Annotated in this window: 24 protein-coding genes; 13 read left to right on the top strand and 11 right to left on the bottom strand. The window is 64.8% G+C overall.

Going from position 1 to position 25,565, the window contains the following annotated elements; all coding sequences use genetic code 11:
* Nucleotides 1-8: 8 nt before the first annotated feature.
* Both NCS00_RS16540 and NCS00_RS16545 read right to left on the bottom strand, forming a co-directional pair.
* Nucleotides 9-3,194, bottom strand: coding sequence for an efflux RND transporter permease subunit (locus tag NCS00_RS16540; RefSeq protein ID WP_175979222.1), 3,186 nt, complete (start codon nucleotides 3,192-3,194; stop codon nucleotides 9-11).
* Nucleotides 3,195-3,514: 320 nt separating this feature from the next.
* Nucleotides 3,515-3,796, bottom strand: coding sequence for a DUF4148 domain-containing protein (locus tag NCS00_RS16545; RefSeq protein WP_008353580.1), 282 nt, complete (start codon nucleotides 3,794-3,796; stop codon nucleotides 3,515-3,517).
* A gap of 263 nt (nucleotides 3,797-4,059) precedes the next feature.
* Here NCS00_RS16545 and NCS00_RS16550 point away from each other — a divergent pair, with 263 nt between their 5' ends.
* A complete protein-coding gene (locus tag NCS00_RS16550) occupies nucleotides 4,060-5,391 on the top strand; it encodes an Nramp family divalent metal transporter (RefSeq protein ID WP_250440538.1) in 1,332 nt (443 codons plus the stop codon).
* A 61-nt stretch (nucleotides 5,392-5,452) separates the two neighbouring features.
* Here the strand turns inward: NCS00_RS16550 and motB are convergent, their stop codons facing one another.
* The gene (motB, locus tag NCS00_RS16555) at nucleotides 5,453-6,433 is read right to left on the bottom strand and encodes a flagellar motor protein MotB (protein ID WP_008353578.1); all 981 of its coding nucleotides are present in this window, start codon (nucleotides 6,431-6,433) and stop codon (nucleotides 5,453-5,455) included.
* Between the two features lie 30 nt (nucleotides 6,434-6,463).
* Nucleotides 6,464-7,336, bottom strand: coding sequence for a flagellar motor stator protein MotA (gene motA / locus NCS00_RS16560; RefSeq protein ID WP_008353577.1), 873 nt, complete (start codon nucleotides 7,334-7,336; stop codon nucleotides 6,464-6,466).
* A gap of 238 nt (nucleotides 7,337-7,574) precedes the next feature.
* Here motA and NCS00_RS16565 point away from each other — a divergent pair, with 238 nt between their 5' ends.
* Nucleotides 7,575-8,393, top strand: coding sequence for a helix-turn-helix domain-containing protein (locus NCS00_RS16565; RefSeq protein WP_250440539.1), 819 nt, complete (start codon nucleotides 7,575-7,577; stop codon nucleotides 8,391-8,393).
* Between the two features lie 131 nt (nucleotides 8,394-8,524).
* Nucleotides 8,525-8,797, top strand: a complete 273-nt coding sequence (locus tag NCS00_RS16570; protein ID WP_008353575.1) for a hypothetical protein — start codon at nucleotides 8,525-8,527, stop codon at nucleotides 8,795-8,797.
* Between the two features lie 92 nt (nucleotides 8,798-8,889).
* Here NCS00_RS16570 and NCS00_RS16575 read toward each other — a convergent pair whose 3' ends face one another.
* From NCS00_RS16575 to NCS00_RS16585, 3 genes are all read right to left on the bottom strand, one after another.
* Nucleotides 8,890-9,057 carry a hypothetical protein gene (locus tag NCS00_RS16575; RefSeq protein WP_008353574.1) on the bottom strand — a complete coding sequence of 56 codons (168 nt, stop codon included), beginning with the start codon at nucleotides 9,055-9,057 and terminating at the stop codon, nucleotides 8,890-8,892.
* A 66-nt stretch (nucleotides 9,058-9,123) separates the two neighbouring features.
* The gene (locus NCS00_RS16580; RefSeq protein WP_250440540.1) at nucleotides 9,124-10,566 is read right to left on the bottom strand and encodes an MFS transporter; all 1,443 of its coding nucleotides are present in this window, start codon (nucleotides 10,564-10,566) and stop codon (nucleotides 9,124-9,126) included.
* Nucleotides 10,567-10,681: 115 nt separating this feature from the next.
* Nucleotides 10,682-11,974, bottom strand: coding sequence for an MFS transporter (locus NCS00_RS16585; protein WP_250440541.1), 1,293 nt, complete (start codon nucleotides 11,972-11,974; stop codon nucleotides 10,682-10,684).
* Nucleotides 11,975-12,501: 527 nt separating this feature from the next.
* On the opposite strand from NCS00_RS16585, the gene NCS00_RS16590 reads away from it, so the two are divergent.
* Entirely contained in the window at nucleotides 12,502-13,245 is a 744-nt protein-coding gene (locus tag NCS00_RS16590) for a response regulator transcription factor (RefSeq protein ID WP_008353569.1), read from the top strand.
* Nucleotides 13,246-13,309: 64 nt separating this feature from the next.
* On the opposite strand, the gene NCS00_RS16595 is transcribed toward NCS00_RS16590, so the two are convergent.
* The gene (locus tag NCS00_RS16595) at nucleotides 13,310-14,215 is read right to left on the bottom strand and encodes a dihydrodipicolinate synthase family protein (RefSeq protein ID WP_008353567.1); all 906 of its coding nucleotides are present in this window, start codon (nucleotides 14,213-14,215) and stop codon (nucleotides 13,310-13,312) included.
* Between the two features lie 212 nt (nucleotides 14,216-14,427).
* On the opposite strand from NCS00_RS16595, the gene NCS00_RS16600 reads away from it, so the two are divergent.
* From NCS00_RS16600 to NCS00_RS16625, 6 genes are all read left to right on the top strand, one after another.
* The gene (locus NCS00_RS16600; protein WP_250440542.1) at nucleotides 14,428-15,360 is read left to right on the top strand and encodes a 4-hydroxyproline epimerase; all 933 of its coding nucleotides are present in this window, start codon (nucleotides 14,428-14,430) and stop codon (nucleotides 15,358-15,360) included.
* The gene (locus NCS00_RS16605) at nucleotides 15,357-16,496 is read left to right on the top strand and encodes an NAD(P)/FAD-dependent oxidoreductase (RefSeq protein WP_250440543.1); all 1,140 of its coding nucleotides are present in this window, start codon (nucleotides 15,357-15,359) and stop codon (nucleotides 16,494-16,496) included. The genes NCS00_RS16600 and NCS00_RS16605 overlap by 4 nt, the downstream gene beginning before the upstream one ends.
* On the top strand, nucleotides 16,489-16,737 hold the full coding sequence (locus NCS00_RS16610) for a 2Fe-2S iron-sulfur cluster-binding protein (RefSeq protein WP_008353563.1): 249 nt from the start codon (nucleotides 16,489-16,491) through the stop codon (nucleotides 16,735-16,737). Before NCS00_RS16605 ends, NCS00_RS16610 begins: the two co-directional genes overlap by 8 nt.
* Nucleotides 16,734-18,005 carry an NAD(P)/FAD-dependent oxidoreductase gene (locus tag NCS00_RS16615; RefSeq protein ID WP_250440544.1) on the top strand — a complete coding sequence of 424 codons (1,272 nt, stop codon included), beginning with the start codon at nucleotides 16,734-16,736 and terminating at the stop codon, nucleotides 18,003-18,005. Before NCS00_RS16610 ends, NCS00_RS16615 begins: the two co-directional genes overlap by 4 nt.
* An 85-nt stretch (nucleotides 18,006-18,090) precedes the next feature.
* On the top strand, nucleotides 18,091-18,885 hold the full coding sequence (locus NCS00_RS16620) for an AraC family transcriptional regulator (protein ID WP_008353561.1): 795 nt from the start codon (nucleotides 18,091-18,093) through the stop codon (nucleotides 18,883-18,885).
* Nucleotides 18,886-19,234: 349 nt separating this feature from the next.
* Nucleotides 19,235-19,645 carry a response regulator gene (locus tag NCS00_RS16625; RefSeq protein ID WP_051079069.1) on the top strand — a complete coding sequence of 137 codons (411 nt, stop codon included), beginning with the start codon at nucleotides 19,235-19,237 and terminating at the stop codon, nucleotides 19,643-19,645.
* A 46-nt stretch (nucleotides 19,646-19,691) separates the two neighbouring features.
* On the opposite strand, the gene NCS00_RS16630 is transcribed toward NCS00_RS16625, so the two are convergent.
* Nucleotides 19,692-19,862 carry a hypothetical protein gene (locus NCS00_RS16630; RefSeq protein WP_008353559.1) on the bottom strand — a complete coding sequence of 57 codons (171 nt, stop codon included), beginning with the start codon at nucleotides 19,860-19,862 and terminating at the stop codon, nucleotides 19,692-19,694.
* Between the two features lie 149 nt (nucleotides 19,863-20,011).
* Between NCS00_RS16630 and NCS00_RS16635 the strand changes: the two genes are divergently transcribed.
* The 3 genes from NCS00_RS16635 to NCS00_RS16645 all read left to right on the top strand — a co-directional run bounded on the left by NCS00_RS16635 (nucleotide 20,012) and on the right by NCS00_RS16645 (nucleotide 24,241).
* The gene (locus NCS00_RS16635) at nucleotides 20,012-20,683 is read left to right on the top strand and encodes a glutathione S-transferase (RefSeq protein ID WP_250440545.1); all 672 of its coding nucleotides are present in this window, start codon (nucleotides 20,012-20,014) and stop codon (nucleotides 20,681-20,683) included.
* A gap of 78 nt (nucleotides 20,684-20,761) precedes the next feature.
* Nucleotides 20,762-22,399 (top strand): ATP-binding domain-containing protein, encoded by a 1,638-nt coding sequence (locus NCS00_RS16640; RefSeq protein ID WP_008353556.1) that lies wholly within the window; start codon nucleotides 20,762-20,764, stop codon nucleotides 22,397-22,399.
* A gap of 3 nt (nucleotides 22,400-22,402) precedes the next feature.
* On the top strand, nucleotides 22,403-24,241 hold the full coding sequence (locus NCS00_RS16645) for an ATP-binding response regulator (protein WP_008353554.1): 1,839 nt from the start codon (nucleotides 22,403-22,405) through the stop codon (nucleotides 24,239-24,241).
* On the opposite strand, the gene NCS00_RS16650 is transcribed toward NCS00_RS16645, so the two are convergent.
* Together NCS00_RS16650 and NCS00_RS16655 are read right to left on the bottom strand one after the other, a co-directional pair.
* Entirely contained in the window at nucleotides 24,238-25,092 is an 855-nt protein-coding gene (locus tag NCS00_RS16650; RefSeq protein WP_008353552.1) for a helix-turn-helix domain-containing protein, read from the bottom strand. The two genes, NCS00_RS16645 and NCS00_RS16650, sit on opposite strands and share 4 nt — an antisense overlap.
* A gap of 158 nt (nucleotides 25,093-25,250) precedes the next feature.
* Entirely contained in the window at nucleotides 25,251-25,520 is a 270-nt protein-coding gene (locus tag NCS00_RS16655; RefSeq protein ID WP_033536125.1) for a hypothetical protein, read from the bottom strand.
* Between the last annotated feature and the right edge of the window lie 45 nt (nucleotides 25,521-25,565).

The following is a 25,565-nucleotide window of genomic DNA, read 5'->3' on the forward strand; positions in this document are numbered from 1 at the left end:
CTTTGATGTCAGTGTTGGCCGCTGCCGTCTTCATGTTGCGTGTTACCTCTTCGCGCGGCGCGCCGTGCAAGACGTGCGTGAATGCCTGCGAAGACGAGCGGCACGAAAAAGAGCGTGGAAACCGTTGCGAACAGCAGGCCACCGATCACCGCGCGGCCGAGCGGCGCGTTTTGCTCGGCGCCTTCGCCGAGGCCGAGCGCCATCGGAATCATGCCGATGATCATCGCGAACGCGGTCATCAACACGGGGCGTATGCGGCTCGCGCCCGCCTCGAGCGCGGCGGTGAGCGGCGGCATGCCCGCGTTCAGACGCTGTCGCGCGAACGAGACCATCAGAATGCTGTTCGCGGTGGCGACGCCCATCGTCATGATCGCGCCGGTCAGCGCGGGCACGCTCAGGTGCGTGCCGGTGAGAAAGAGCATCCAGATGATGCCCGCGAGCGCGGCGGGCAATGCGCTTACGATGATGAGCGGATCGATCCACGACTGGAAGTTCACGACGATCAGCAGATACACGAGCACGATCGCCATCGCGACGCCCAGTCCGAGGCCGACGAACGACGTCCGCATCGTCTCGACCTGACCGCGCACGACGATCTGGCTGCCGCGCGGAAGCGTCTTCTGCGCTTCATCAACGAGTTGATTAACCTGGCGCGCGACGCTGCCGAGATCGCGGCCTTCGACGCTCACGAAGAGATCGATCACGGGCCGGATGTTGTAGTGCGTGACTACCGCGAACTGATTCTTCGGCGAGAGGCGCACGAGGTTGCCGAGCAGTTGCGTGGGACCGTTGAGCGATGCGGACACGGGCGTTCGCAGCAGTTCGTCGATCGATGAAATCTGATACTGCGGCGTCTGCACCGCGAGGTTGTATTCGACGCCGTTGCGCGGGTTGAACCAGAATCCCGGCGCGGTTTGCGAGCTTCCCGAAAGCGAAACCAGCACGTTCTGCGCGACGTTGCTTGCGGACAGATTGAGTTGCTGCAGGCGCGTGCGATCCATCTGCAAATCGATGGCCGGTTCGTCTAGCTTCTGCTGGATGTGCGTATCGACATTGCCGGGAATCATGCGGATCTGCTTCATCAGCTTGCTCGCGACTTCGAAGTTCGCCTGGCCGTTCTGCCCTTGAATCTGCACGTCGATGGCGGCGGGCAAGCCGAAGTTGAGAATCTGCGTGACGATGTCCGCAGGTTGAAAGAAGAATTCGACGCCGGGAAAGCGGCGCGGCAGGAGCGCACGCAATTCGTCGATGTACTTTTGCGTCGGCGAATGATCCGCGTTGAGCGCGACCTGAATTTCGCCGTCGAGCGTGCCGATCGTTCCGGCATTGCTGTACGACAGGTTGATGCCGCTATAAGGCAGACCGAGGTTATCCAGTATCGTCGCGAGTTCGTCTTGCGGCACGATCTGGCGCACGACCTTTTCGACTTCATCCGCGAGTCGCGCGGTCTCCTCGATGCGCGTGCCGGTCGGCGCGCGCATGTGCAGGCGAATATCGCCCGCATCGACGCTCGGGAAGAAGTCTTCGCCGAGCACGAACACGAGGCCCGCCGACAACAGGCAGAAGCCGAGAAAGAGCGTCGCGAACAGACGCCGCTTCACGAGCAGGCTCGACAGAATCACGATATACGCGCCGCGCATGCGCTCGAAGCCGCGATCGAAGCGCTGATGCAGACGCACGAAGAGATTCGGCTTTGCCTTCGCATCGGGTGCGTGCGCGTGGCCCATCAACAGCATCGCGAGCGTCGGTACGAGCGTGCGCGAAAGGATGTACGACGCGAGCATCGCGAACACGACGGCTTCCGCAAGCGGCACGAACAGGAACTTGGCGACGCCGGTGAGAAAGAACATCGGCACGAACACGATGCAGATGCACAGCGTCGAGACGAGCGCGGGCACCGCGATTTCACCTGCGCCTTCGAGGATCGCGTCGTGCAGATTCGTGCCCATGTGCAGATGACGCTCGATGTTCTCGATCGTGACGGTGGCATCGTCGACGAGAATGCCGACTGCGAGCGCGAGGCCGCCGAGCGTCATGATGTTGATCGTCTGCCCGAGCGCATGCAGCACGATCAGCGACGAGAGAATCGAGAGCGGTATCGAGATCGCGATAATGCAGGTGCTGCGCCAGTTGCCGAGAAAGAGCAGGATCATCGCGGCGGTGAGCGCGGCGGCGATGAGCGCTTCGCGCACGACGCCTTGCACGGCGGCCTTCACGAACACCGACTGATCGAAGAGCGCGCTGATCTTCAGATCGGAAGGCAGCGACGCCCGCGCTTGCGGCAAGAGATCATGCAACGTATTGACGATGGACAGCGTCGACGCGTTGCCGTTCTTCAGCACCGAGATCAGCACGCCGCGATGCCCGTCCTGACGCACGATGTTGGTCTGCGGCGAGAAGCCGTCGCGGACGTGCGCGACTTCGCGCAGATAGGTCGTCGCGCCGTTGATCGTGCGAACCGGAATGTCGTTCAGGCCCGCGACGGTCGCGGGCGAACCGTTCATGTCGACCGTATATTCGCGCGGGCCGATCTTTGCGGTGCCGGTCGGAAGGATCAGGTTTTGCGCGTTGACGGCCTGGACGACATCGGTCGGCGTGAGTCCTTTCGCGAGCAGCGCGCGCGTGTCGAGATCGACGGAGATGAGGCGCGTCTTGCCGCCATACGGATAAGGCACGGCCGCGCCCGGAATCGTCACGAGTTGAGGGCGCAAGAAATTGAGCGCGGTATCGTTCAGGTCCTGCTCGGATTGCTTCGGACTCGAAAGCCCGAGCTGAATCACCGGAATGCTCGACGCCGAATAGCTGATGACGAGGGGCGGCGTCGCGCCCGGCGGCATCTGCTTCACTTGCGCCTGTTCGACGGCCACTGTTTGCGCGATCGCGGTCTGGATGTTCGCGGTGGGCTGCAGAAAGAGCTTGATGATCGCGATGCCTTGCAGCGATTGCGACTCGATGTGCTCGATATTGTTCACCGTGGTCGTGAGGCTGCGCTCGTTGACCGACGTGATGCGATTGGCCATGTCCTGCGCGGAAAGGCCTGTGTAGTTCCAGATGATGCTGACAACCGGAATGTCGATTTCGGGAAGCACGTCCACAGGCGTCGTCATGAGGACGAACGGCGTCGCCAGCAGGATCATGATGGCCATCACGATGAACGTGTATGGCCGCTTAAGCGCAACGTTGACTATCCACATTGAGTCGTTCGGAAGAAGCTGGGAGAGGGCGCTGCGAATGAGGCGAATGCAACGCGCGGGACGCAATGACGGAGCGGGGCGTGCGGTTCGCCATCAGTGTCGTTATGGTAGTGGCCGGGTGCCAACGACAATATGACGTGAATATGGCGCCGATGTCAGATAAGGCGGTTTGAAAGCAAGCTTGCGAAAGCCCATGGTAGGGCGGAGCATTCGCATCGGACAGCGGGGAATAGCGAAGCGCGAGCGCGGGTTACGCGCTTCGAAGGGACGCGAGCGAGACGGCGCGGAAGGCCGCGCGTGTCTCGTTCGATGAGCGTGCGTTACTGCGGGGTTTGACCGAGCGGCGTCGTCGACATCGTGCGTCCCGAAGACGACGAACCGTCGCTGGACGAGCCATATGCGCTTTGCGCGCTGACCTTGGCTTCGGCTGCCTGGATGTCGTTGGGATAGAACGCATCGCGCTCGGACGGGTTATAGCCGGCTTGTTCGACGCGTTGCAGATCCGCTTTCACCTGCGCGCGCGTGAGACCTTCGGATTGTGCGAGCGCGGCGAGCGGCGCGGCAGCAAGGGCAATTACAGCGATGCGTGTGACTAGTTTCATGGCGCACTCCTCATGCGGTAAAGATGAACGGGACGTGCGGTTGCGCGATATGCAGCGTCGGCACGCTCGCTACAGCCACCACTGAATTCTATTTGTCGTACCGTGACGAGATGCTGGCGATGAGATGACGCTTTGGTCAGATTGGGGCTGTCTGTGAATGCGCGCAGCCGGTGATAGACTCGCCCGCGAGACGCGCCTTGTAAGCTACCTGAACAACATCGTTCGCGGATGTTGTCCCCGATATCCCATCAGGACTCGATAAATTGCCGTTCAATCTGCCGACCACGGCCACCGCGCCGTTTTGCCCATCGGAAGTCAAAGGCTCCGTCGCCGTTTCGCCGGGCGCGCCGCTATGGAAGAAGCTTCTGCAATTCGCGGGGCCGGGCCTGCTCATTTCCATCGGCTATATGGACCCGGGCAACTGGGCGACGGATATCGAAGCCGGCTCACACTACGGCTATAGCCTGCTCTTTGTCGTCGTGTTGTCGAGTCTTGCGGCGATGGTGCTGCAATGTCTTTCGATGCGCCTTGGCATCGTCACGGGAAAGGATCTCGCGCAGCTATCGCGTGAGCGTTACGCGAAACCGGTCGCGAGCGTGCAATGGATGCTCGCGGAGTTATCGATCATCGCGTGCGATCTCGCGGAAGTGCTCGGCGGCGCGCTCGCGTTTCATTTGCTGTTCGGCGTTTCGCTGATGTGGGGCGTGGTGCTCACCGCATTCGATACGCTCATCGTGCTGGGCCTGAAAGGCAAGAACTTTCGCGATCTCGAAGCCATCATGCTCGGGCTCATCGCGACGATCGGCGTCGGTTATATCGTCGAGCTCGTGCTCGTCAAACCGCATTGGCCTTCGGTTGCTGCCGGGCTCGTGCCATCGATTCACGCGTTGAGCGATCGCGAGCCGCTTTATCTCGCGATAGGCATTCTCGGCGCGACCGTGATGCCGCATAACCTGTATCTGCATTCCTCGATCGTGCAGACGCGCGTGGTGAATCGCGATGCGAAGAGCCTTGCATCGGCGATCAATCTTTCGCGGCTCGATACGATCGTGTCGCTCGTTCTCGCGCTGCTGATCAATGCGGCGATCCTGATTCTCGCGGCATCGGCATTTCACGCGACGGGACACACGCAAGTGACCGAGATCGAAGATGCGTACAAGCTGCTTGCGCCTATCGTGGGAACCGGGCTTGCGGCGATTCTCTTCGCGGTGACGCTCTTTGCATCGGGCCAGAGTTCGACGTTCACCGGGACCATTGCAGGGCAGGTCATCATGGAAGGGTTCCTGCAACTGAAAATCCCGTGCTATCAGCGCCGATTCATCACGCGGGCGCTTGCGCTCGTGCCAGCCTTGATCGGCGTGTACGTGATGGGCAACGGCGCGGTCGGCAAGCTGCTCGTCGCGAGTCAGGTCGTGCTGAGCCTGCAACTGCCGTTCGCGCTTTATCCGCTGATCCGGATGACGAGCGATCGCGGCCTCATGGGAGCGTTCGCGAACAAACCGTTCATGAAGCTCCTCGCGTGGGCGCTGTTCGTGGTCATCAGCGCGGCGAACGTCTGGCTCGTGGTGCAGACGGTCGCGGAGTGGCTCGGCTGAAATGAAAAAGCGCCATGCACGATTCGATGTGCATGGCGCTTCGTCAAGCCGCGAGCGTTGTCTACTTCACCACCGCCGCCGGCGCATCCGACTTGACCGAGACCGGCGCGGGAAGCGCCGCTTCGACAGGCCGCGTTTCATCGACCGTGGTTCTGCCGCCATCGCGGAAGAACGCCTGTTCCGCGGCCTTGTTCAGCACGAGAATACTGATCCGCCGATTCGTCGGCTCGTCGACGACATCCTTGTTGAGCGGCAGCACGTCGGACAGTCCGCGCACTTGCAGCACCTTGCTTTCCTTCATGCCGCCCGCGACGAGCGCGCGCCGCGCGGCATTCGCCCGCTCGCTCGAAAGCTCCCAGTTCGAATAGCCCGCCTGACCGCCGGAATAGGGCACCGCATCCGTATGCCCCGCGATCGACACGCGGTTATCGACATCGTTCAGCGATGCGCCGATGTTCGTCAGAATCGTCGTCACATAGCTTTCGAGTCTCGAACTGCCCGATGCGAACATCGGCCGCTTGAGCGAATCGACGATCTCGATACGCAAGCCTTCACTCGTGATCGCGATGCGAATCTGATCCTTATACGCGCGCAGCGCAGGCGTCTGCTCGATGAGCGCCATCAGCTTCTGCTTGAGTTGCTGCAGCTTGCGCAAGTCGTCCATCGCAACGGCAGCGCGCGCGATCGATTGCGGCACCGGTTGCGTCTGGGTCTTGTTGCCTTCACCCGGACGCGTGCTCGACAGATCCCTGCCGCCGCCCGCGATGACGCTCGTATGCGCCGACGCGCCGCCATCGTTGCCGAACAATGCGGAAAGCGGCGTATTGAAGTATTGCTCGATGCCTTCCTTGTCGTACTTCGATGTCGATCCGAGCAGCCACATCAACAGAAAGAACGCCATCATCGCGGTGACGAAGTCGGCGTAGGCGATCTTCCATGCGCCGCCATGATGGCCGTGTCCGTGCGCCTTCTTCTTGCGCTTGACGACGACAGTCGGCGCAAGCACGGACTGCAGCGGATCGCGTGACGGTTTCTCAGCCATGTGCGTTGGTCCTTTGCGTACCCGATGTCATCACGAAGCCGCCTTCGGCATCTTGGTGGCACGAACCGCGTCGTCGAGTTCCTTGAAGCTCGGACGATCGGCGGTAAAGAGCACCTTGCGGCCGAACTCCACCGCGATCGTCGGCGCATAACCGTTCATCGATGCGAGCAGCACGGACTTCACGCACTGGAACGGCTTCGCTTCGGCCGCGCCCTTCGCGTTGAGCAGGTCCGCGAGCGGGCCGATGAAGCCGTACGCCAGCAGAATGCCGAGGAACGTGCCGACGAGCGCACCCGCGATCATCTCGCCGAGCACGGCGGGCGCGGCGCCGACCGAGCCCATCGTGTGCACGACGCCCATCACCGCGGCGACGATACCGAATGCAGGCAGGCCATCGGCCATTTTCTGAATGGCGTTCGCGGCGATCGAGCTTTCGGTGTGGTGCGTGTCGAGCTCTTCGTCCATCAGATCCTGCATTTCGAGCGCGTTGACATTGCCCGCCGACATCATGCGCAGATAGTCGACGATGAAGTCGAGCAGATGATGATCGGCCATGACGTGCTCGTACTTCTGAAAGACCGGGCTGGACTCGGGCGCATCGACATCGGCTTCGAGCGCCATCATGCCTTCCTTGCGCGCCTTCTGAAGCAGTTCGTAGAGCAATGCGATCAGCGCGAGATATTTCTCTTTCGTGTAGCCGCCGCCCTTGAACGCCTTCGGAATCGATTGCAACGTTTTCTTGAGCGTCGCGGTCGGATTCGACACGACGAACGCGCCGATCGCCGCGCCGAAAATACACAGCAGCTCGAACGGTTGCACGAGGGCCGCGAGGTGGCCGCCGACGCCGACGAAGCTTCCGATCACCGAGCCGATGACCAACAACCATCCGATGATGACAAACATGATTTCTCCGCAAAAGTCCGGGCGCCGCGGGCCGTGCGTGCTCGGGATTGAGACGCGCACGGCTCGCGACGCATTGTTCGCTTGTTGTTGGACTTATCGGCGCGAAAGTGCCGGAGATTTAGGGTGTCGCGCGCAAGTTTTTCTTCGCAGATGTTTGCGGCGTAAATGTTACGTTCGTGGCGCCGCTTACTTCGCAGGTAATGGATCGCGTGATCATGTTTCGTCTAACATCGGTTGCATGAACTCGACCCTCGTACATCCGGCCGTTCGATCGGACGTCGGCGCGCTATTGCGCGAATGGCGTCAGCGCAGGCGCATGAGCCAGCTCGATCTCGCAGGCGTTGCGGACGTGTCCACGCGTCACCTGAGCTTCGTCGAATCGGGCCGCTCGCTGCCGAGCCGGGACATGCTGATGCGCCTCGCCGAGCAACTGGACGTGCCGCTGCGCGAGCGCAACACGCTGCTCGTCGCGGCCGGTTATGCGCCGGTTTATCGCGAGCGCGCGCTGGCCGATCCGCAACTTTCCGCTGCCAGGCGTGCTGTCGATCTCGTGCTCAAAGGGCATGAGCCGTATCCCGCGCTCGCGGTCGATCGTCATTGGACGATGATCGCGGCCAACGCGGCTTTCGCGCCGCTCGTCGCATCGGCGGATGCGCAATTGCTCGTGCCGCCGGTCAACGTGCTGCGGCTGTCGATGCATCCGCAAGGTCTCGCCGATGCCATCGACAACTGGCACGAGTGGCGCGCGCATCTGCTCGCGCGCCTGCGCCGGCAAATCGACGTGTCCGGCGATGCGACGCTCGTCGCGCTCATGGCCGAACTGGAGGCGTATCCCGCGCCGCGTCACGCGACCCACGAGCCGCGCGGCGAGACCGATCCCGTCGTCGTGCCCTTGCGTTTGCGCACGCAGCACGGCGTGCTGTCGTTCTTGAGCACGACGACGGTTTTCGGCACGCCCGTCGACATCACGTTGTCGGAGCTTGCGATCGAAGCCTTCTTTCCCGCCGACGATTCGACCGCCGCCATCCTTCGCGAACTCGCCGACGCAAGACGTTGAGCTTGCGTCGCGCCGCGCATGCTTACAGAATTGAACCTAGTCGACATGCGCGGATCAATGAGAAAGCAGGCTGCGCGCCGCATGGCGCGCAGCGTGTGTCAGCTTATGTCCAACCAACGCGGAAGGCAGCGATGATTCAAACATTCGAACAAGTGATCGGCGGGCAAACGATGCAGTTTTGCGCCAGCATCGCAGAGGGCGGCGGGCCGCTGCGCGTCATCATCAGCCGTGCGGATTCGGCGGAATCGCTCGTGATCGTCGAAGCGGACGGCATCATCGGCGCGATCAAGGCCGAAGTGGAAGCGCCCGATACGCTCGTTGCCGATGCCGTTCGCAAGGCGCAGCAGGAAGCGCTCATCGAGCGTGCGCTGGAAACCGGCGCGGTGCAGACCACTAGCCTGTAACGCTCTTCGTCCACGAGCATCAGTAAGCATGCCCGCGCGGCTTTCAAGGCCGCGCGGGCATTGCTTTATGCGCGCGATGGCCGCCCGGCGTTCTACATGCGCGGTTCGCCGTTTTTCGGATCGGCGGGCACCATCGGCGTCGCGGAATCCGGGCCGTCAGGCATGTCCGGATCTTCGGGGTTCGGCGCGGCGTCGGGATCGAGCAGCTTGTCCGGGTCCGGTTCGAGCGGCTCCTCGGGGGAGCGGGGCATTGTCGACATAGTGTTGTCCTCAAAAGATTCGCGGCTTTACCTGGGCGTTGCAACGGCCGTTCCCGACGTCCGTCTCTAAGTAACACGTTCTTCGGCGTTCGCGCTCGCCGGATTGTTCACATGACGCGCGATCGACGCGGCGCACAACAGAAGCGCGACGGAGATCGCCGCCGACCAGCGCACCGCATCGACGATCTGGTGCGCGCTCGCCGCGCCGTCGCCATGAGCCGCGAGCGCGCCGAACGCCGCGACGCCGATCGCGCCCGCCGCCTGCCGCGCCGTGTTGAGCACCGCCGACGCCGTGCCCGCACGCGGCTGGCCGACGGTGCCGAGCAGCGCGGTCGTCATCGCCGGGACCGCGAGTCCCATCCCCGATGGAATCAGCAGGAACGGCACGAGCAGCGCGGCCGTGGGCGTCGTCGCATCGACGAAGGCGAGCGCGGCGAAACCGGCGGCGTCGAGCAGCGCGCCGAAGATCATCGGGCCGCGCGAGCCGAAGCGCGCGACGACAGGGCCGCTCGCCAGGTTCGAGATCAGGAATCCGCCCGTCAGCGGCAGGAACGCGAGGCCGGTCTGCAAGGGCGTGTGACCGAGCACGCGCTGCAAATACAGGCTCAGCACGAAGACCATTCCATAGTAGGTGAGATTCACGCCGATACCGAAGGCCACGGCCGCGCTGAACGTGCGCTCGGCGAAGAGCGACAGCGGCAGCATCGGCGTGCGGCTTTCGCGCTCGATCGCGATGAACGCGCCGCCCGCCGCCAGCGCGAGCAGCAAGGCGCCGATGACGAGCGGATGCATCGGTCCGAGCGGGCGCAGTTCGATCACCGCGCCGACGAACGAGGCGAGCGCGACGATCGCCAGCGCCTGGCCGGGCAGGTCGATGCCGCGCGCACGACCGGCATCTTTGGGTCGCGCGTTTTCTATCCACGCGAGCGTCGCGACGATGCCCGCCGCGCAGATCGGCAGATTGACCCAGAAAATGCTGCGCCAGCCGAACGCCGCGATCAGCACGCCGCCGACGATCGGCCCCGCCGCGATCGACACCGCGCCCGCCGCCGTCCACAAGCCGACCGCTCGCGCGCGCAGACGCCGGTCGTGGCCGCACGCCGCATTCAGCAGCGCGAGCGAGTTCGGCAGCATCGCCGCCGCGCCGACGCCCTGCAAGGCCCGCCCGGCGATGAGTTGCGTCGCGTCGCCGGAAAAGGCGCACGCGAGCGACGCCAGCGCGAAAAGCGCGAGTCCGCCGACGAACATGCGCCGCGCGCCGAAGCGGTCGCCGAGCGAACCGGCCGAGAGCATGAGCGCGGCGAAGGCGAGCGCGTAGCTGTCGATGGTCCATTGCAGGCTCGCGACGCTCGCACCCAGATCGTGGCCGATGCGCGCGAGCGCGACATTCACGATCGAGACATCGAGTTGCGAGACGACGAAGCCGACGCTGGTCGCCGTCACGGTGAGCGTCTGCCGTGCGGACAGACGCGTTTCGGATGAAGAAAGATTCGAGTTCATGCCGGCCATCGTAGGCGCGCGGCGCGGCCGATGTTTCGGCGTGGGCCGAAACGTGAAAGCGCAATGAAAAATGGCGCACCGCGTGAACGGTGCGCCACTTCGCGTGTGGAACGCTAACGCCGGATCAGCGCGCCTGCTTGATGAACAACGTCGTCAGCGCGCCGACCGCGCACAGTGCGCCGACGTAGATCGCGGGCGCCATCGGGCTCGATTTCATCATCAGCGAGACGACGATCGGCGTGAGTCCGCCGAACACCGCATACGCGACGTTGTACGAAAACGAGATGCCGGAGAAACGCACGGCCGCGGGGAACGACTTGACCATCACGAACGGAATCGCGCCGATCACGCCGACGAAAAAGCCCGCGAGCGCGTACCACGGCAAGAGCGCGGAGGCATCGGCCGCGACCTGCTGGAACATCATCCAGTACGTGACGGCGAGCGCCGCGCCGCCGACGAAGATCGTCTTGCCCGCGCCGATGCGGCCCGCGATCGCGCCCGCCAGCACGCAGCCGATCGTGAGGCACAGCGTCGCCGCGCAGTTCGCGACGAGCACCGTCGCCGGCGCGATGTGGAACTGCTTCTGCAGCAGCGTCGGCGTCATCAGGATCACGACGACGATCGCGGCGGAAAGCATCCACGTCAGCAGCATCGACACGATGACGGCGCGGCCGTGATCGCGCAGCACGGCCTTGAGCGGAAGTTCCGCGGCGAGCGACTTGCGCTTCTGCAACTCGGCGAACACCGGCGTTTCATGCAGCCAGCGACGCAGATACACCGAGCACAGACCGAAGATGCCGCCGAGCAGGAACGGCAGGCGCCACGCGAAATCGGCGACTTCGGCCGGCGCGAACGCCTTGTTGATGCCCGTGGCGATCAGCGAGCCGAGCAGAATGCCCGCCGTCAGGCCGGCCGTGAGCGTGCCGCACGCATAGCCGATATGACGCCCCGGCACATGCTCCGACACGAACACCCACGCGCCCGGCACTTCGCCGCCGACCGCCGCGCCCTGCATCACGCGGAACACGAGCAGCAGGACGGGCGCCATCAGGCCGATCGACGCGTACGTGGGCAGGAGGCCCATCAGGAGCGTCGGCACGGACATCAGCAGCACGGAAAGCGTGAACATGCGCTTGCGTCCGAGCAGATCGCCGAAGTGCGCCATGATGATCCCGCCGAGCGGGCGCGCGAGATAACCCGCCGCGAAGATGCCGAAAGTCTGCAATTGACGCAGCCAGTCAGGAATCGACGGCGGAAAGAACAATTGGCCGATGACCGGCGCGAAGAACACGAAGATGATGAAGTCGTAGAACTCGAGCGCGCCGCCGAGCGCGGCGAGCGTGAGCGTCTTGTAATCGCCGCGCGTGAGCGCACGGCCGGCCGCGCGCGGGGCGTCGGACAGAGGTGTTGCCTGCATCGGAAAAGAACCCGTAAGTGGAAAAGCCACGCATGACGCGCGGTAGAACGAGGCTTTGCCCTGCGGGAGTGACTAAACGCGCCGGGTGGACGCGAAGCGAAGGCCCGGGCGCGGAACGCGAACGATCCGGGCCGGAAGCCAGCGGGCGCGGATTCGAAAGCCGCTGCCCGTCATCCGCGCTGCGCGATGCGACGGACAGTCGCGGCGCAGCTTGCTACGCGACGTCTCGGTAAAACGGCGGAAGCGGGAACTTTTGAGCCAAACACGGCATGTTACAGGATGAAAGCGCGCGCAAAAGCGAAAACCCGTTCTAATTTCGAGATGGTTGCGCGCATCAGACGCCGCCCGTTCCGGGCGCTAGGCAGTCACATGCGTTGACAATTCGGATGAGTCCGATGGGAAAGGGTCGCATCGCTGCCCAGAATTCGCAGCTTGTAAATCCCCGTCTCATCCCGCGACGAGACGCCCGGCGGGCGCCGCAAAACGGCCTCCGCTTCATGTCCCTTGGACTCATCAGGTAAGACACTATGCGCGTCGCCGTTTTGCAAACCGACCCCAGTTATCGAAATCTCATCAGCGATGTCGTCAAACGACTCGGCCACACTTGCGTGACTTTCGGCGATGGCCTCGTGCTGTCGAAGGCGCTGTCCCGCTCCACGGTCGATCTGCTGATTCTCGACTGGAATTCCACGGGCCTCTGCGGCCTCGATCTGCTGAAATCCGTGCGCTCGAGCTTCGGCGAACGCGTGCCGGTCATGTTCGCGACGCCGGACGGCGCCGAACACAACGTCGTCTGCGCGCTCACCGCCGGCGCGGACGATTTCGTCGTGTATCCGATCCGCCCGGGCGAGTTCGGCGCGCGCGTCGAAGCGCTCTTGCGCCGCGCGTATCCCGCGACGTCGAGCGCATGCCTCGAAGTCGGGCCGTATCGTTTCGACGCACGCCAGCAAACCGTCACCGTGCGCGGCAAGCCGGTGCAGTTGAGCGGCACGCAATTCCGTCTCGCGCAGCTTTTCTTCTCGAACATCGGCCGCGTGCTGTCGCGCGATCATATTTTCGCGATGGTCTGGGGACGCGAGTTCCGCGAAACGACCCGCACGATCGACAGCCACGTTTCGCGCCTGCGTCTCGCGCTGGAAATCGAGCCGGTCAACAACTTCCGCCTGCAGCCGGTGTACAAGAGCGGTTACCGTCTGCTGCATCTCTACGATGAAGGCGCGGATTCGGATGGCGGTCTCACCGATCCCGCGCCTGCGCAGATCGCGGCCTGAAGCCCATCAAGAAGCAAATGCCGCCGGTTGACAAACCGGCGGCATTTTTCATTTCGCGCGCGTCTTAAAGCGCCGGCAATGCGGGGCGCGTCTCGATGCTCCGGCGAATCAGCGTTTCGACTTCCTTGCGCTCATCGCCGGCGAGCGGCAGGCGCGGCGGACGCACCGGCTCCGTGCCCAGACCGACGATCGCCTCGGCGAGCTTGATGTTCTGCACGAGCTTGTGCGACACGTCGAGCGCGAGCAGCGGCGCGAACCAGCGATAGATCGCGCGCGCTTCCTCGACACGCCCCGCGCGAATCAGCTTGCTGATCGCGACCGTTTCGCGCGGGAACGCGCACACGAGACCCGCGACCCAGCCGTGCGCGCCCATCAGCATCGCTTCCATCGCGAGATTGTCGACGCCGCAAAAGATCGCATAGCGGTCGCCCGTTTCGTTGATGAGATCGGTGATGCGGCGCACGTCGCCGCTCGATTCCTTGATCGCCGCGAACTTCTTGTCTTCGGCAAGTTCGGCGAACATCTTGGGCGTGACATCGACGCCATAAGCGAGCGGATTGTTGTAGACCATCAGCGGCAGCGGACTGGCATCGGCGACCATGCGGAAATGATTGAGCGTCTCGCGCCGGTCCGACAGATAACGCAAACCCGGCAGCACCATATAGCCCGCCGCACCGTGGCGCGCGGCGCGCTCGGCCTGGCGGCAGCCGTCGAGCGTGCTGTTCTCGGCGATCGTCAGGAGCACCGGCACGCGGCCGCGTGCGGCGTCCACGGCGATGTCGAGCACGTCGAGCTTTTCGTCCAGCGATAACGTCGATGCTTCGCCGAGCGAGCCGCACACGATGATGCCGTCCACGCCCGCTTCGATCTGCGCGTCGATGTTCTTCGCGGTCCACGCACGGTCTATGCTGAAATCGGCGTTGAACTTGGTGGTCACGGCGGGCATCACGCCTTCCCAGATATGCGTCACGGCGGCTCTCCGAAATTGATTGGACGGTACGCAGTGTAAGCACCGAAAAATCAGGCGTCTTGCGTGATTCGCGCGCGCCGCGTGCCGATTTCGGCATAGCCGTTTCGCACCGCGAAAAGCCCCTCCGGACGACCTTCGATTATGCCGATTTCGTCATCCAAACCGTCCAGCCGCGTCAAGACGCCCGGCGTACGCGTTTCTACGATAGCGGCATGAAAACCATCGACATCATCGACTCGCATACGGGCGGCGAACCGACGCGCCTCGTGATCGCGGGCGGCCCCGATCTGGGCAACGGCACACTCGTGCAACGGCTCGACGCGTTTCGCACGCGCTTCGATGACTGGCGCCGCGCCATCGTCACGGAGCCACGCGGCTCGGACGTGATGGTCGGCGCGTTGCTCTGCGAACCCGACGATCCCGCAGCCGCGTCGGGCGTCATCTTCTTCAACAACGTCGGCTATCTCGGCATGTGCGGGCACGGCACGATCGGGCTCGTCGCGTCGCTCGCCCATGCGGGCAGGATCGCGCCGGGGCGGCATCGGATCGATACGCCCGTCGGGCCCGTCGATGCGACGCTGCACGAGAACGGCAGCGTCAGCGTGCGCAACGTGCCGGCGTATCGGCATCGGCGGGCGGTATCGGTCGATGTGCCCGGCCACGGCACGCTCACCGGCGACGTCGCGTGGGGCGGCAACTGGTTCTTTCTCGTCGCGGATCACGGTCGCGAACTGGTGCCCGCGCGCATCGCCGAGCTGACCGCGTTCACCGAGGCGATCCGCGATGCCTTGCATGCGCAGGGCATCACCGGCGCGGACGGCGCGTTCATCGACCATATCGAACTGTTCGCGGATTCGCCCGTCGCCGGCGTCGACAGCCGCAATTTCGTGCTGTGCCCGGGCAGCGCCTACGACCGTTCGCCGTGCGGCACCGGAACGAGCGCCAAGCTCGCGTGCCTCGCGGCGGACGACGCGCTCGCGCCGGGCGACATCTGGCGCCAGGAGAGCATCATCGGCAGCGTGTTCGAGGGCAGTTACGCGCTCGACGGCGACGCGCTGATCCCGACGATCACCGGTTACGCGCACGTCATGTGCGAAGGACGGCTCGTGTTCGACGCGCGCGATCCGTTCATCAAAGGCATATGACGGCGGACGTGATCGTCGTCGGCGGCGGGATTGTCGGGGCGGCGTGCGCAGCCGAGCTTGCCGCGCGCGGCATGACGGTCGATGTGCTCGACGCGGGCGGCATCGGCGGCGGCGCGACGGCGGCGGGCATGGGCCATATCGTCGTGATGAACGATTCGCCCGCCGAATTCGCGCTGGCGCGGGCTTCGCGCGAACTGTGGCTCGCGCTCGGCCCGCAACTGCGCGAGCGCGATGCGTTCTCGCGCTGCGGCACGCTCTGGATCGCGGAAGACGACGAGGAACTCGACGCCGCGCGCGCGATGCGCGACGCATTCGCCGCGGCGGGCGTGCGCGCGCATATGGTCGACCGCGCCGCGCTGCGCGAATCCGAGCCGTCGGTGAGCCACGCGATGCAAGGCGGCCTGCTCATCGACGACGACGCGATCGTCTACGCGCCCGCCGCCGCGCAATGGCTGCTGGCGAGTTCGACGCGCATTCGCGTATCGACCGGCTGCGCGGTGCATTCCGTCGATGCCGCCGGCGCGCACGCGCGCGTCACGCTCGCGAATGGTGAACGACGAACGGCTGCGCACGTGGTCGTCGCCAACGGGCTCGCCGCGCCGGATCTGATCGCGGGACTGCCGCTCGAAGCGAAGAAGGGGCATCTGCTCATCACCGATCGTTATCCGGGCACGGTTCGTCATCAGGTGCTGGAGCTCGGCTATATCAAGAGCGCGCATCACGCGCGCGGCACGTCGGTCGCGTTCAACGCGCAGCCGCGTCCGACGGGGCAAGTGCTGATCGGGTCGTCGCGTCAATTCGGCACGCTCGATCCCGCCGTCGAAATGAACGTGCTCGCGATGATGCTCGCGCGCGCGACGCGCTATCTGCCGGGAATCGGCGGGCTCGATGCGATTCGCGCGTGGACCGGTTTTCGCGCCGCCACGCCCGACGGCTTGCCGCTGATCGGACCGGCGCGTTTCCCCGGCGACCGGCTGTGGCTCGCGGCGGGTCACGAAGGGCTCGGCGTGACGACGTCGCTCGGCACCGCGAAACTCCTCGTCGCGCAGATGCTCGGCGAGCCGCTTCCATTCGATATGCCCGACACGAACGCTTTCTCCCCGCAACGATTCGCGCCGGAGCACGCCGATGGCTGAGCGCGTGCGCGTCATCATCGACGGCGAATCGCTCGACGTGCCCGCGTTCGCGACCGTCGCGGCCGCGATCGCGATGCGGGGCATTCGTGGCACGCGGCGCTCTGTCACCGGCGAGCCGCGCGCCGCGCTGTGCGGCATGGGCGTGTGTCACGAATGCCGCGTGACGGTCGATGGCCGCGCGCATGTGCTCGGCTGTCAGACGCTTTGCCGCGACGGCCTGTCGATCGAGACGACGCGATGAACATCGAACGAGTGGACATCGCGATCGTCGGCGCGGGACCGGCGGGCTTGAGCGCGGCGCGAATGGCGGCGCGAGCGGGCGGGCGCGTCGCGCTCATCGACGACAATCCGCGCGCTGGCGGCCAGATCTGGCGGCAAGGTCCGACGCAAGCGCCCGCCGCGCCATTGCGCCAATGGCTCGACGAAACGCGCTCGCACGCGAAGCTGATCGTGATGAACTCGACGAAGGTCGCGGCAGCGCCCGGCGACAAACGGCTGCTGCTCGAACGCGACGGCGCGCCGCTCGTGCTCGCGTATTCGAAGCTCATCCTCGCGACCGGCGCGCGCGAGCGGCTGCTTCCTTTCGACGGCTGGACCTTGCCCGGCGTGACCGGTGCAGGCGGCTTGCAGGCGCTCGTCAAAGGCGGCATGCCGGTGCGTGGCGAGCGCATCGTCGTGGCGGGCAGCGGGCCGCTGTTGCTCGCCGCCGCCGATACCGCGCGTCGTCACGGTGCGCGCGTCGTCGCGGTCGTCGAACAGGCGCCGTTCGCGCGGGTCGCACGATTCGTCGCGTCGCTGGCGCTGACGCCGGGAAAGCTGGCGCAGGCCGTCGCGCTCGGCGTCGCGTGTTACCGGACGGGCAGCGTCGTCGTGAAGGCGCATGGAAGCGCGCGCGTGGAGGCGGTCACGATCCGCACGCGCGGGCGCGATGAAACGCTTGAAGCGGATCGCATCGCGTGCGGTTTCGGACTCGTGCCGAACACGACGCTCGCGCTTGCACTCGGCTGCTTGACGGACGAACGCGACGGCGCGATCCACGTCGACGGCGCCCAGCGAACCTCTCAGCGAGACGTATTCGCGGCGGGCGAATGCGCGGGCATCGGCGGGATGGAGCTCGCGCGCGTCGAAGGCGCGATCGCGGCGCAGGCGGCGCTCGGCGTCGCCATCGATGCGCGTTTGGAGCGCGAACGCGATCGCTGGCGTGCCTTCGCGCGACGCGTCGCACGTACGTTCGAACTCGGCGCCGACGCCCGCGCGATGCCATCGCCGGACACGTTGCTGTGCCGCTGCGAGGATGTTTCAATCGGCGAAGTCGCCTCATACGCAAACTGGCGCGATGCCAAATTGCAGACGCGTTGCGGCATGGGGCCGTGTCAGGGGCGCATCTGCGGCGAGGCGGCGTCGGTCCTGTTCGGATGGCCGCGCGCGGTGGCGCGTCCGCCGTTCGCGCCGGTTTGCATCGACACGCTGATCGCTGCGGGCGAGCTGACTGAAACGCGTCATTTCTAGTGGGGCCAGCGCCAATTTTGTCCGCGTATTGGCGCTCCTATAATCGGTCGCCAGAATCCACCGAGCGCAACCGACACCCGCACGCATGACGATCGCACCACCTCCGGCATCGACGCTCGCCGACATGCTCGCGCATTTCGCGCTGCTCGCGCCGGTTTTCGACGCGATGCCCGACATCGTGTTCTTCGTGAAGGATCGCGAGGCGCGCTACGCGATGGTCAATCGCACGCTCGCGCGCCGCTGCGGTCACAAGGACGACAAATCCGCGCTGCTCGGCAAGACCGCCGAGGACGTATTCCCGCGTCGCTTCGGGCGCATCTACACGGCGCAGGATCAGGCGATCATCGCGCAGGGACATCAGCTGATCGATCAGCTCGAACTGCATCTGTATCCGGGGCGCGAGCCCGGCTGGTGCATGACGTGCAAGCAGCCGCTGCACGATACGCAGGGACATATCGTCGGGCTCGCGGGCATTTCGCGGGATCTGCAAGCGGCCGAAGGCACGCATCCCGCGTACAGCCGGCTCGCGGCGGTCGTGCAGCACATTCAGGAAAATTACGTGCAGCCGCTCAACATGCGGCAGCTCGCGCAGATGGCGAACATGTCCATCGCGCAACTGGAGCGCTACTTTCACAAGGTCTTTCATCTGACGCCGCGCCAGGTGCTGTTGAAAACGCGGCTCGACGCGGCCACTGCGCTCCTCGTCTCGCAGGAGAAAGTCACCGATGTCGCCGCGCTGTGCGGGTACACCGATCACAGCGCCTTCACGCGCCAGTTCAAGGCGACGGTCGGCCTCACGCCGAGCGAATATCGCGCGCTGCTGCAGGCGGGCACGTCGAGCGCCTCGCGCCCCGATTCCATCCGCGAGACAAACGTCTGATGGGAAAACAGGGTACGGCCGATGCCGGAATTACACGATCGTGCGCGTGTGACGAGCGTTTGGGCGAGGCGGATCGGCCGGGAGGCCCGCGCGACGCGGCGCTTGCGGCGAAAGATGCAAACCGGTCCGGTTTTTGCTCTTTTAGGCACGCTGCAACCGGGCGATTTTTCGCGTCGGCGCAGTCACAAACCGCGAGGCGTTCCGCACCGGCGTACGCGCGGCATAAAAAACGGTGCGTTCGGAATTCCCGCCGCGTTCTCGTGTCAATCAGTGCGCGCTACCGCGCGCGCGGCGGAAAGAGCTGGAGACCGACGCGAGAATTCCGTTTTTGGCAGTAGAAAAGAACATCATGAACGAAGTGGCAAGACTGGGGCATATGCGGATCGTCCTCATCGAAGACGATCCCGAGAGCAGAGCGTCGCTGCAGACGTTGCTGGAAGAAGAGGGTGCCGAAGTCATCGCCGTAGCCGACGCCGAAGACGGCGCGCAAGCGGCGATCGAGCATCTTCCGGATGCGGTGATCTGCGATCTCGACCTTCCCGAGATGGACGGTTTCTACCTCGTCCAACGTTTGCGGGATCACGAAATACGCGGAAATCTGCCGCCGTCCGTGGCGATCGCGCTGACGGGGCACGGCGGCGAGGAATACCGATTACGCAGCATCGGCGAAGGCTTTCAGCATTTCATGACGAAGCCGGTGCATCCCGACGAACTCGTCACGCTGATCCAGGACGCGGCTCGGGCCCGTGTGGTGATGTAATGTGATGTGAGTCGCGCGGGCCGCCATCGACGGCGGCCCGGAACGCCTAGGACCGGTCGCGGTTGCGCGCCCGCGTCGCGCCCGTGATGACGGCGATGCCCAGCATGATGACGGCCACGATCATGATCGTGTGCTGCGAGACGTGCATCGCCACGAGCGCCCACGACACGCCGCCAATGAAAATCAGCCAGCCTACGAGATAAATGATCAGCGTCATCGACTTCTCCTTTTTCGTTGTGTGTTAGAAATCGTTGCGCGGCCTTCATCGAAGGGCCGTATGCTTTCGACGCCCGGCCGCGCATCAGTTCGCTGGATGCAAGTGGCGTACCGCGAGCGGCATCGTCGAATATGAAGAAGAGTCCAGGCATGCTGACCGTTCATCATCTCAACAATTCCCGCTCGCAGCGCGTGCTGTGGATGCTCGAAGAACTCGGCGTCGAATACGAGCTGAAGCGCTATCAGCGCGACCCGCGCACGATGCTCGCGCCTGCCGAGTTGCGCGCGGTGCATCCGCTCGGCAAATCGCCCGTCGTGACCGTCGATGGCCTCACGCTCGCCGAGTCGGGCGCGGTCATCGAATATCTCGTCGAACGGTACGGCGAAGGCCGTTTCGCGCCGCCGCCCGGCACGACGCCCGAACGCGTGCGCTACAACTACTGGATGCATTACGCCGAAGGCTCCGCGATGCCGCCGCTCCTGCTCAAGCTCGTCGCGCGGCGGCTGGAGAGCGCGAAAATGCCGTTCTTCGCTAAGCCGATCGCAAGGCGCATCGCGCAGACGATGCAGAGCAGTTTCATCGATCCGCAACTGCGTTTGCATTTCGGCTATATCGATGCCGAACTGGCAAAGTCGCCGTGGTTCGCCGGCGATTCGTTCACCGCCGCCGATGTGCAAATGAGCTTTCCCCTCGAAGCCGGCAGCGCCCGCGCGGGCGCGAAGTCGATGCCGCATATCCGCGCCTTTCTCGAACGCATTCACGCGCGTCCGGCATATCAGCGCGCGCTCGAAAAAGGCGGCCGATACGATTACGCAAGCTAGCCATCCGGCCTATTGCGGGAACGGTAAGCGCGTTGCGTACAATGACTCGGACGCAATCACTCAGCCCAAAGGCGACGCATGGCCCGAATCGTTCCCGACGACTGGAAGAACCTCGAAGCGACCGGCGCGGCGGCGCGCGAACTCGAAACGCTCGCGCGCCTCGAAAAGCTGCCCGACGACTACACGGTCTATCACGGCGTGCACTGGACTCGCGTCAACGAAGGATTTTCGGTCTTCGGCGAGGCGGATTTCGTAGTCGTCGCGCCGTCCGGCCGCGTGCTGATGATCGAGCAGAAGGCCGGTTTTCTGCGCGAGACGGGGCAAGGTCTCGTCAAGGTCTATTTGCAGAAAGAGCGCAACGTCGCCATTCAGCTCGCGCGCACGCTGGAGAACCTGCATCGGCGGTTCACGGCGGCGTTCGGCGCGGGCACGTACCGGATCGAGGAACTGCTTTACTGCCCCGATTACACCGTCAAGAACACGGCGATCGCGGGCGTGTCGCCGGCGCGCATCGTCGATGCGAGCCGCAAGTCGCAGCTTGCGCGCGTCGTGCTCGAAATCCTGCCGCCGGACGAGCCGCGCTTCGAATCGGCGGCGCGCATCCATCATTTTCTCGCCGACGAACTTTCGCTCACGCCCGATACCAACGCGCTCGTCGGTGCGGCGAACACGCTCGTCACGCGTCTGTCGGGCGGGCTCGCGACGTGGGCGCGGCGGCTCGAATTCGAACCGTTCCGTCTGCGCGTGATCGCGACCGCGGGCGCGGGCAAGACGCAACTCGCCGTGCGCGTGATGCGCGACGCGCTCGCGCAGGGCAAGAGCGTGCTCTACGTGTGCTTCAACCGGCCGCTCGCCGACCATATCCGTGCGATCGCACCGAAAGAGGCGAAGATCGCGAATTACCATCAGTTGAGCGCGGCCGTCGCGCGCGATGCGGGCAGTCCGCCGGACTTCAGTCAGCCGAATGTCTTCGCGACGCTCGAAGATCGCTTCGCCGCCGTGCCCGTGCCCGAGCAATGGAAGACCGATGTGCTCATCGTCGATGAAGGCCAGGATTTTCAGGCGGCGTGGGTCGAGGCGCTCGAACGTCTGCTGAATCCTGAAGGCGCGTGGTGGTGGCTCGAAGATCCGATGCAGAACCTTTATTTGCGCGAGCCGGTGCCGCTGCCGGGCTGGACGATCCTGCGCGAAACGACGAACTATCGCAGCCCGCGCGATCTGCTCGGGTTCATCCGCAAGGTCGTCGGGCCAGATGTGCGGCTCGATGCGGGCAGTCCCTTCGACGGCTCCGACGTGAGCGTTTCGACCTACGCCGACGGGCATCCCGAGGAAATCATCGAGGCGACCAAGCGCGCGATCACGCACGCGTTGTCGCTCGGCTTTCGCAAGCAGGACATCGCGGTGCTGTCGTTCCGGGGCCGCGAGGGTTCGGCGCTCACTGCCGTCGATCACCTCGGCCCGCATCGGCTGCGCGCCTTCACCGGAACGTACGATCTGTTCGGCAACCCGGAGTATCGCGAGGGCGACGTGCTGCTCGAATCGATCTATCGCTTCAAGGGGCAATCGGCGCCCTGCGTGATTCTCACCGAAGTCGATTTCGACGCGCTCGACGAGCAGGCCGCGCGCAAGATCTTCGTCGGCGCGACGCGGGCGACGATGAAGCTGATCGTCGTCGCGTCCGAGCGCGCGGCCCGGGCGATCGAAGCCTTGCAATAGCGGATGGCCGTCATCCGCACCGAATCCCCGTTGCGCGCACACGCCGCGCGACCCTGGTTTCGCCGGCTCTGGTATGCGGCGCTGATCGCGCTCGCGGTCGCGCCGCCGATCGGCGCGGTCGGCTACATGCTGTATTCGGGTCTGGTCGCGCGCGAGACGCATCGGCTCGTTCTGCCTTACGACGTGTACTGGGACGCGGCGCAGTTTCAGATCGCGTACGCGCGCTTCGAAAATCACGTTCTGCTGTATCGCAATGGCATCGACGAGGACGCGGGGGGCGTGCGCGCGAGCTATCGGCTGCTGCGGGCGCGGCTCAGGCAGGTGTCGGAATCGGCGGGGGTGTCGGACGATCATCAGGCGCTGCTGAACCGGCAGCGCGAGATTCTGCGTCAGTTGCAAACGGCGCTCGATTCCATTCAAGGCGATATCGACGGATTGCAGAGCGAGCACCAGCGCACCCTGCGCGTGATCGGCGTATTGCGGCAGAACGCGCCCGTCGTCGCGGAACTGGCGGGCGGGCGTCGGCTGATGGATGTCGCGGAGCGCGAGGCGATCGTGCGCGATTTCGAGGCGAAGCGCCGCTATCTGATTTACGGCGGCGTGCTGCTCGGCCTGCTCTCGGCGGCGGCGACGATCCTGCTGCTCTTGAACGGCTATCGGCGCACGCGCCTTATCGAACAGCAGCGCGCGGCGCTGGCGGCGGAGCATCAGGCGACGCGCGCGGCGCGCGAGGCGGGCGTCGCGAAAGACACGTTCCTCGGCATGATCAGCCACGAGCTGCGCACGCCGCTGCATGCGATCGTCTCGTCGGTCGAATTGCTCGGGCTGAACGCGCGCGGCGACGCCGACCGCAAAATCATGCAGCGTCTGGAAGCGGGCGCGCGTCATCTCGAGGCGCAGATGCGCGATCTGACCGATTACGCGCGTCTCGGCGCGGGCAAGCTCGAACTGCGCATGGCCGTGTTCGATCCGGTCGAATTGCTCGAATCCATCGTCGATGCGAACACACCCGCCGCGAGCGCGAAGGGCCTGGCGTTGCGCGGCGATTATGCGGGCGAGCGCGGCCCGATCGAATCCGATCCGCATCGGGTGCGGCAGATCGTGACGAATCTCGTGACCAACGCGATCAAGTACACCGAAGCGGGTTCCATCGACGTGCATTTCGCGCGCACGGAGAAGCGCCTCGACATCTCCGTGATCGATACGGGGCCGGGCATTTCCCGCGAGCAGTTGCCGCTCATCTTCCAGGAATTCACGCAGCTCGATTCATCGAGCACGCGGCGCTTCGACGGCGCGGGAATGGGCCTCGCGGTCGTGCGCGGACTTGTCGAGCTGCTTGGCGGGAAGATCGAGGTTTCGAGCGAAGTCGGGCAGGGCGCGGCGTTTCGCGTGAGCCTGCCGGCGGTCGCGGCGCGTCATGTGCCCCGGCGTGAGCCGGAAGCCGATGCGCCCGAGTTGCGCAAGTCGCGCGTGCTCGTGATCGACGACCACGAGTCGATCCGCGATTCTCTGATCGAAATGCTCACGCATCTCGGCTATTACGCGGTCGCGCTGCCGGATGTCGACAGCGCGCTCGCGTGGCTGCGCGCGAACGACGCCGACGTGATCCTCGCGGACCTGCATATGCCGGGCAAGGACGGCTATTCGTTCGCGAACGAGTATCGTGCGCGCAGTGCGCCCGGCGCGAGCGTGCCGATCATCGCGGTGAGCGCGTACGCGCCCGAACTGGTGGATCCGAGCGCGGCCGTGCTGTTCTTCGACTATCTGCTGAAGCCGGTGCGCTACGAGGTGCTGAAGGGCGCGGTGCATCGCGCGGTGACGGTGCGCCGGCGCGTCAGCTAATTGCGCATCAGCCGCTTGGAGAGATCGGCGACGAGAATGCCGAGCCTCGCGGGCTTCTCGAAACACGTCGCGTTGTAGTCGCGGATGACCTGGCTGATTTCCGATTCGCTCGCCTTGCCCGTGGTGAGCTCGCCCGTCAGCACGAAAACCGGCGCGTCCGGATTGTCCGACTCGCGCACCGCGCGGATCGCATCCGCCGACGTATGCACGCCGAACAGCCAGTCGATCACGACGGCATCGAACACTTGCGTCTGCAGCGCTTCGAGGAACGCGTCGAGGCCGTAGAAGGCCATCGCCGCGAATCCGGTGGCTTCGAGATAGTCGTGCAGATTGTCGGCCGAGGCGTGATCGTCGTCGACCACGGCGATGATGGGTTTGTCGGTATCCGGCCGGCGCGGCTGGATTTCGATCTTGTGGACGTCGCTGGCTTCGTGCAGCAGCACGCCTTCGTGCTTGGTGACGATCCAGCGATTGTTGAGTTTCTGCGCGATGAAATCCGGACGGCTGCCCGCATCGAGCGCGTTGCCGACCCACGCCATGCAGGGAATTTCCACCGAACCGAGCTTGAGCACGGCGTCGTGCGCGGTGCCTTCGGTTTCGTCGGGGCGCGTGTTGATCGAATCGAAGAGCTTGAGCGCGGGTTCGTCGAAGGCATCGGCGACGCGGCGAATCTGCGCGAGCGTCCACGGACTGTTCCCGCGCAGTTTCCGGTGGCCCTGCGAGAAGCTCAGGTCGAGAATGCGGCACAGCTCCGCTGTCTGCTGACGCTTTCCGATGCCGTGACGGCCCATGAGTTCGCGCACGCGTTCAGCGACGGCGAGGGATTCCGATGAAGACGTTTCAGTGACCATACAGCCAGTCGGATGCGTGAGAGTGGGACCGCGAGGGGCGTGAATCGGCGCGGGCCGGGCAGCCCATGCGCAGCCGATCCGACATTGTAAATGGCGCGGGTCCGCGCGCTCAAAATTGTCTCGATGGAACTCATTGATTCTAGTGATGAAACATTCCGCTACGCGAGCGCCGATGCCAGCTCGCGCGTCGGCTTCGACATGGCGGGAATCTCGTCGAGCAAGGTCGAAAGCTGGCTTTCGGCATCGCGTCCGCTGAATTCGCGCAAGGTCGCGAGCAACGTCCGCCACGGCGCGGGCCAGCGGGTTTCGCGCACGCAGCGGCCATTCGCGTCGGTGATCCGCAGCAGCGTGGTGTCGGGGAAGTAGGTCAGCGTGACGGGCATTCCGTCCAGTACGCAGGTAGCGGTGCAGGCTTTCGGTGTGAACATGCTTTTCCAGGTTGATTCGGTGTCGGGATCGACGGCTGGTGCATG

Source organism: Caballeronia sp. AZ1_KS37 (assembly GCF_023631165.1).
Lineage (GTDB): Bacteria > Pseudomonadota > Gammaproteobacteria > Burkholderiales > Burkholderiaceae > Caballeronia > Caballeronia zhejiangensis.